Source organism: uncultured Cetobacterium sp. (assembly GCF_947039425.1).
Taxonomy (GTDB): Bacteria; Fusobacteriota; Fusobacteriia; order Fusobacteriales; family Fusobacteriaceae; genus Cetobacterium_A.
This window is the reverse complement of the sequence record NZ_CAMQYW010000117.1, coordinates 1-5,600: the sequence shown is the minus strand read 5'-3', so window position 1 is coordinate 5,600 and position 5,600 is coordinate 1. Positions and strand designations below refer to the sequence as shown.

Genomic DNA, 5,600 nt, shown 5'->3' with positions numbered 1-5,600 from the left:
CGTACACTCTTTCCCTACACGACGCTCTTCCGATCTCTGCTAATTCTGGAGCTGATGTTCCAAAACCTACAATAACTATTCCTATAATTAATTCTGGTATTTTAAAAATTTTAGCTACTTTTGATGATCCTTCTATGAAGATATCTGCCCCTTTAATTAAAATAACAAAAGAAATTAATAATAAAAAATAAACCATCTTTTTATCCTCCTATATAATAAAAATTTTTTTACGTAATTAATTTTCTCAAAAAATTAGAGGTTAAACTCTAAATAAATAGGGTTTAACCTTTCATATATTTATATTTTATTCCTAATTTTATTATCTTTTCCTTTTCACATAAAGAAGTTTAACAACATTATTTTTTTTTGTCAAATACTCATTTTTAATTTCCGCACATATTTTCATAAAAAATACTATCTTTTGTTTATAATCAACACTTTTGTCTCTTTTTACTTTTTTTAACTTTTTTTACACTCGAACTTTTTTAATTCTTATCGTTTTATTTAAGAACGCAATTTTAGTCACTTCTCAAAGCGTCTATTGGGTTAAGTTTTGATGCTTTTCTTGCTGGAGCCACTCCAAACATCACTCCTATCAACGTTGAGACTCCCAATGATATAAATATTGAATAGATACTAAATATTGGTTTTATATCAACTACCTCTCCTATACCCAGTGCAAATATAACTCCAAATACTATTCCTAAAATGCCACCAAACCCTGTCAATATAATTGATTCGGTCAAAAATTGTAATAAAATGTCTTTATTTGTAGCTCCTATTGCTTTTCTTATTCCTATCTCTTTTGTTCTTTCTATAACACTTACAAGCATTATATTCATCACACCAATTCCCCCTACAAATAGAGAAATTCCTGCTACAAAGGTCACGAAAATATTTAATGTATCTAGAATTTTATCAAATGATTCTGCCCCTGTATTTTTTATACTAACTTCATATAACTCTTTTATTCCTGTTATTTTCTCCAATTGAATCTTCATATTCTTCATATCAGTTGCAATATTTTCAGGATTTTTTGATGAAACTACTAAGTCAGTATATCCATTCCCTTTTTCTCCATATATTTTTTCGTATGTATTAAGAGGCATTCTTAAAAATCTAGGAAATCTATTTCCACCCATTACTTTTGCCATCTGTTCAATTGGATTTTTCATAACTCCCACTATATTATATGTAATCTCTTTCCCTTTCCATCCTTTTGCTATATCAATAGTTTTACCAATGGCATTTTGTTCATTTTTATATATCTGTCTTGCTGTAACATTATCAATTACAATATTTTTTTCTCCTGAACTATAATCTAAAGGTAAAAATCCTCTACCAGAAACCATAGTGGCTGGTTCAATAATTTCAAAATCTGGTGTTGTTACTTCTAAATATGAAAAAGCATTCATTTTCCCTATTTTTATTCTCATTCTTGCAGTTATATCTGGACTAATATTTCCAAACTCTTTTGTATCTTTTAATTTCTCTATTACATTTTTATCAAAAAGATATTTCCACCTAAAACTTTCTTCACTTTTATCAACAGATACAGCAAATTTACCGTATCCACCTTTCTTTAAATTCCCTGTTATATTTTCTTGTCCACCTTTTCCTATTGATGACATTGTTATTACTGAAGAAATCCCAATTATTATTCCTAACATTGTTAGAAATGATCTTATTTTATTTCCTTTTAAATTTTTTATAGCTCCTTTTAAAACTTCTAAAAAATTCACCTAACACCACCATCTTTTATTATAACTCCATCTTTAAAAACAATAATCCTCTTACAAAATTTTGCCACTTCTGGTTCATGACTTACTATTACTATAGTTTTTCCTTGTTGATTTAATTCTAAAAAAAGATTCATTATCTCCTCTTCAGATTGACTATCTAAATTTCCTGTTGGCTCATCTGCTAAAATTATAGCTGGATTATTCACAAGTGCCCTTGCAATTGCCACTCTTTGTTTTTGTCCTCCTGATAATTCATTTGGCTTATGACTTAATCTCTCCCCCAAACCTACTTTTTTCAAAACTTCCCTTGCTCTTTCAACTCTTTCTTTATGATTTACACCTGCATAAATTAATGGTAATTCCACATTTTCAAGAGCTGTTAAGTTTGATAATAAATTAAATGCTTGAAAAACAAATCCAATTTTTTTATTCCTAATTTTAGAGATATCTTCCTCTTTTATTAAGGATACTTGAACTTCATCTAAAATATAACTTCCTTGAAACTCTTTATCTAAACAACCTATAACATTCATAAAAGTTGATTTTCCACTTCCACTGCTTCCCATAATTGCAACAAATTCACCTTTATTTATATGTAAGTCCACATTTTTTAGTGCATGTAAAGACATCTCTTCATTTTTATAGTATTTATTTAATTCTGTTATTTTTATCATATTTTTTTAACCTCGATTATATCTCCAGCTTTTAAATTTTCAGATGGATTTACAACATATTTACTATTTTTTTCTAATCCTTTAATTATTTCTATATTATTTCCTTTTAAATCTTTATATTTAACTATACTTTTTATTAATTTATTTCCCTCTCCTACTAAATATATATAATACTCATTATCCCCAAATAAAAGAGCTGTCTTAGGTATCACTATTCCTTCTCCATTTGAGTCTAAATATATTGTAGCTGACACTTTAAATCCAGGTACTATATATGGTATCTTTTCATCAGGTTTTACTTCCACCTCTAAAACATTTTCTGAAGTTTCCTCTGACACTTTTGAAATTGTTGAAACCTTAGTTACAACTCCACCATATGATTTTTTCTTTTCAAATACTTCAGGCTTAATTATTAATTTTTGATTCATCTCTATATTTTTAACATCATACTCTGGAACCTCTAATACTATTTTCATATCTGATAAATCTGCAAGTTCTAGTAAAGGCTCATCTGTATTAACTGAATAGTTCTCTTGAGCTAGTAAAGATGTTATAGTTCCACTTACAGGGCTTAAAATTCTTTCAGCTGTTTTATCTAAATCCTCATTTAAAGAGTCTATTGTTAGTTCTTTAGATTTTATCTCCTCTGATAAATCCTTTACATAGTTAGCTGAACTTCCACCAATTTTATTTAATTCTTTTTCAACTTTATAATCTCTTTTTAATTTAGATAAAGATAATCTTTCTTTTTCTAAATTTCTTTTTATATTATTTCTCTCTGTCTCATCAAAGGTCATTAAAACTTTTCCCTTTTCAACATAATCTCCCTCTTGAACAAAAACTTCTTTAACCTTTAATTTCTTATCCACAAATACTTTCTTAGTATCTTTTGCTTCAACACTTCCTTCTACATTAATATAACCTCTAGAATCTTCAATTCCTGCTTTAGCCACTTTATATTGAATTTTATTTTCTACTTTTTCCTCTTTTTTTCCATTACATCCAATTAAAGCTAATAATATACTTCCTACTAATATTTTTTTTAAATGCACTATTTTTCACCCCTAACCTTTATCTCATATATATACGAGTTTAAACTATTTTCTAATTTTTTCTCTTGAATTTTTAAATCTAAATATTTATCAAAAGATTCCATTACATCTATATATCCTATTTTCCCCATTTTATTTTCCAATTTTTTTATATTATACTTAGATTCTTCTAACTCTCTATTATTTTTTATAATTTCATAATCTTTTTTCAGCGTATAAAGATTCTTTTTAATTTTAAATCTTTCACTTAAAACCTCTCTGGTCTTCTGAGAAATTTCAATCTCCTTATCTTTTAAATTAGCTCTTTCTACTTCTAATCCCATATCTTTATAAAAAATATTTTTAGAAACTTTTAAAAATACTCTATTGTCATTGTATTTTGTATCTCTTTCAGCACCAATAGATATCTCTGGAACTTTTTTGTCATATGTTAAATAATCAATATTTTTAACTATTAAACTTTTTTGCAATTTATCTATTTTTAACTGATTTTCTCCTACACTTTCTAAATATTTTTTATAATCAATATTTTTAGTATCTATTTTACTTAAAACCAAACCATTTAAATTTATTTTAAACTCATATAAAAATTCACTATTTAAAGTCTCTAGCTCTCTTTTTAAATCTTTCACTTCAAGATTTATATTTAAATAACTATATATTAAAGAATCTAAGTCTACTTTTGAAATAGCTCCTAATTTATAGGATTTTTCCAATATTATTTTCTCTTTATACAATGTTTTTAAAGCATTCTCTCTAATCACTTTTTCAAGCTCTACATCTTTATAATTTTTATACAGTTCAATTAATTTTAACTGTTGTTCCTCTAATTCTTTATTAAACTCTTTTTTTTCTATTTTTTTCTCTATTTGAAGTTTTTCAAAATCATTATCATTTTTAGATAAAATAAGATCTTTTAAACTTTTTTCTATTCCATATTTAAAATTTCCATCCTCTCTTTTTTTTCTTTCTCCTTCAACATAAAAATCTCCAAATTTTACTCGACCACTTACATTATAACTTTTATCATATTCATCATAATTTGTTTCACCACTTGTTTCCACACCATTATATTCATCTAATTTATATATCTTTTCTCTTTCTTTATTTAAATCTTTTTTTATTTTATATTGCTCTTTCCTATAAGAAGTTTCAGATACAAAATTTAAAAGCTCATCTAAATTAGTATCTTTTGCCATAGCTAAACTACCTAATAGAAAATATATAAGTACGTATTTTCTCATTAATTCTCCCCTATTCTAAATTTAATACAAGTATAGTAACACACTTTATCTATTTTACAATAATTTTGTGTCTTCTTTATGTCATTACTAAAAAAGACATATTTCTATGCCTTTTCATCACCCATATACATTTTATAAAATATCCCTTTATTTAACAATAATTGTTCAAAATTTCCAACTTCAATTATACCTTTTTTTCCTAAAACAAAAATTTTATCAAACTCTTTTAACGTATTTAATCTATGAGCTACTGATATTATAATTTTATCTTTAAATCTTTCATTAATATTTTTTATTATTTTATTTTCAAGTATATTATCAAGAGCAGATGTTGCTTCATCTAAAAATACTACATCTGGATTTTTTAAAAATAATCTAGCAAGTGCTATTCTTTGTTTTTGTCCAGAACTTAAATTTACTCCTCCCTCTCCTAAAAGCGTCTCTTTTTTATTCTCTAATTTATTTACAACATCTTCTAAACAAGCAAGATTTAACGCTTTTTCTATATCTTCATCTGTAGCCTCTCTATTTATAATTCTCATATTTTCTATTAAAGTATCATTTATAATATGCTCATTTTGATCTACTACTCCAATTTTATCTATATAATCCTCTTTTTTTATATTTGTAAGTATTTCATTATTTATCAATACTTTTCCTAAAATAGGCGATAAATTTCTTTTTAATAGAGATATTAATGTGGTTTTTCCAACACCACTTTCTCCTACAAAAGCTACTTTTTCACCTTTATTTATAAATATAGATAAATTTTCAAATAGATTTTCACCCTTATAGGAAAAAGTAATATCTTGAAATTTTATATTTTCTACATTTTTTAAAAGCCTTTTATAACCTGCTTCCTCTTGAGGTAGATCAATTATCTCTTTA

5 protein-coding genes are annotated in these 5,600 nt (G+C 25.7%); all 5 read right to left on the bottom strand.

Annotated features, from left to right (window positions below; translation table 11 throughout):
- Nucleotides 1-518: 518 nt before the first annotated feature.
- Entirely contained in the window at nucleotides 519-1,742 is a 1,224-nt protein-coding gene (locus Q0V09_RS07010; RefSeq protein WP_297406364.1) for an ABC transporter permease, read from the bottom strand.
- Nucleotides 1,739-2,416 carry an ABC transporter ATP-binding protein gene (locus Q0V09_RS07005; RefSeq protein WP_297487902.1) on the bottom strand — a complete coding sequence of 226 codons (678 nt, stop codon included), beginning with the start codon at nucleotides 2,414-2,416 and terminating at the stop codon, nucleotides 1,739-1,741. The genes Q0V09_RS07010 and Q0V09_RS07005 overlap by 4 nt, the downstream gene beginning before the upstream one ends.
- Nucleotides 2,413-3,468: an efflux RND transporter periplasmic adaptor subunit gene (locus tag Q0V09_RS07000; protein ID WP_297406368.1), complete on the bottom strand. Its 1,056-nt coding sequence runs from the start codon at nucleotides 3,466-3,468 to the stop codon at nucleotides 2,413-2,415. Before Q0V09_RS07000 ends, Q0V09_RS07005 begins: the two co-directional genes overlap by 4 nt.
- A complete protein-coding gene (locus Q0V09_RS06995) occupies nucleotides 3,468-4,712 on the bottom strand; it encodes a TolC family protein (protein ID WP_297406370.1) in 1,245 nt (414 codons plus the stop codon). Before Q0V09_RS06995 ends, Q0V09_RS07000 begins: the two co-directional genes overlap by 1 nt.
- Nucleotides 4,713-4,816: 104 nt before the next feature.
- A partial coding sequence (locus Q0V09_RS06990; RefSeq protein ID WP_297487900.1) for an ABC transporter ATP-binding protein occupies nucleotides 4,817-5,600 on the bottom strand: 784 nt, incomplete at its 5' end.